A 1937-nucleotide genomic window follows, 5' to 3' on the forward strand; every position below is an offset into this window, starting at 1 on the left:
CCGCCACCGCCGGCGCGGCCTCGGCGGGCACGGGCGGCGCTTCGGGCACGGCATCGCTGTAGCCGGGATGCTGCTGCAGGCACAGGCGCAGCACCTGCTCCGCTTCGGCCAGCGTTTCGCACAGGCGCCGCAGGCGTGGCGGCGCGCCGGGCAGCAGCCGGTCCAGCAGCACGTGCAGTCCGGTCAGCGCCGCCGACCATGCCGTCGCCGCCTCCAGCGCCGCACGGCATGCCGGCACCGGCATCGTGGCCGCCTGGGCCAGCGCCTGCGCGTGAGTCAGCTGGTCGACCCGGGGCGGCCGGTCCTGGCGGCCACCGCTCTTTTCCTTGCGGCCCTCGTTCTCGGCCGCCAGCGCGGCACGCCATTGGCCCAGCGTGATGGCCTGCGCTTCCGGCCCCGTGCCCTGCACCAGCGGCACGCGCAGCAGCAGCGCCTCGTGCCAGTGCTGGTCGGCCCAGTCGAACGGCGCGGTGCGGAAGTCCTGGTCGCCGTCGCGCGGCAATGGATGCAGGGCCGGCCAGAACGCCTCGCACAGCGCATGCAGCAAGGTCGTGGCGCGCAGGCCGCCGGCCAGGCCGTCGAGTGAAATCCACGCCTCGCCCAGCCATGCGGCCACCTGGATATCCTTGCTGCGCCGGCGCAGCGCCTCTTCGCACAGGCGCACCACCTCGTGCCAGTCGGCCCGCTTCTGGACGCCCGTCCATACGCCCAGCGGCAGCGACGTGTCGTCCTCGTGCCGGGCCAGGGCGATGGCGTCGTACTCCGGTTCATGCAGCAGCGGCGCGCCGCAGGGGCCGCCCTGCTCCAGCGGGTCCAGCAGCGTTGCAATGGTCATGGTGTCTGTCCTTCACGGTTGCTGGCCAGCGCCGCGCCGGGGCCGCCTGGGAAAGCCGGTGCGGCCCCGGTGGGAAAGCGCGGCACCGGCAGGCGCTCGGGCTTGCCGTGCACCGAGACGGCCAGCCGCGCATAGGCCACGGCGTCGCCGGTGGGGGCGCCGGCCGCATCGCGCGTGGGTACGACGAAGCGCAGCACTTGCGGCGGCCGGGCATCCCGTTCGGCCAGGTCGGACAGGGGCGCCGCATGCGCCTCCAGCACGCGCAGCAACGCCCAGGGATCGTCGTACTGCCAGCTGGCGACCTTGCCTTCGACCCGCATCGCCGGCAGCGCGGCGCTGGCCGCGGGGGCGACGGGGCTGTTGCCGGCCCAGCGCAGCGCCACCGTCACCGGCTCGCCCAGGCGCCACGTCACGCCGGGCGTCCCGCCCGCCGTCGGTGGCGGCAGTTTCGGGCCCGCCTCGACGCGCCAGTCGATGATCTGGTCCGCGCCTTTTTCGCGCCCCCGGTTGATGCGGAACTGGGGCCACAGGTCGAGCGCGGCGGGTCCGCCGGCCGGATCGTCCGCCAGGATGGCCGCCAGCAGCGGCTGGATCGCGGCCAGCCGGTCCAGGAACGCCTGGGCCGCCAGCGCCTGCGCGTCCTGCCGCCGTGCCGGCACCAGCCGGGCCGCCGGCAATGCCGTGTCCAGCATGCCAAGCAGCTTGCGCACCTGTTCCGGCTCGGCCGGCGGGGCATCGGCGGCGCTGGCGAAGGGATAGCGCTGCGCCATCCACGTGTTGTAGTGGCCGGCGATGGCGTCGTACGCGGCCCGGCTGGCGGCAAGCTCCACGGCGGCGCAGCGGGGCCGGTACAGGGCCGCCACCCTGGCCAGGCGGCGCTGGAAGAAATCGGTCGGCACGGCCCCGGCCCGCCCCAGCCGGGCGGCGCAGTTGGTGCTGTCCAGGCTGGCCAGGTCCTCGGCGATGAACTGCTCCAGCCGCGTCAGCGAGCCGCCCGGCACCTTGGCCGCATGCCGCGCCAGCTCGGCCTCGATACGGGTCCAGTCGGCCAACGCACCCTGCACGTCGCGGCCGGCCTGCGCACCCGGACGCGCCAGCCAGG

2 protein-coding genes are annotated in these 1937 nt (G+C 75.3%); both read right to left on the reverse strand.

From position 1 onward, the window contains the following. Positions 1-835, reverse strand: an 835-nt coding sequence (tssA, locus tag GM672_RS27515) for a type VI secretion system protein TssA (RefSeq protein ID WP_155473673.1), incomplete at its 3' end; no start/stop codon positions are given. Continuing rightward, a partial coding sequence (locus tag GM672_RS28580; protein ID WP_211517454.1) for a hypothetical protein occupies positions 832-1937 on the reverse strand: 1106 nt, incomplete at its 5' end. The genes GM672_RS28580 and tssA, both read right to left, overlap by 4 nt.

The organism is Pseudoduganella buxea (assembly GCF_009720835.1).
Taxonomy (GTDB): Bacteria; Pseudomonadota; Gammaproteobacteria; order Burkholderiales; family Burkholderiaceae_D; genus Rugamonas; species Rugamonas buxea.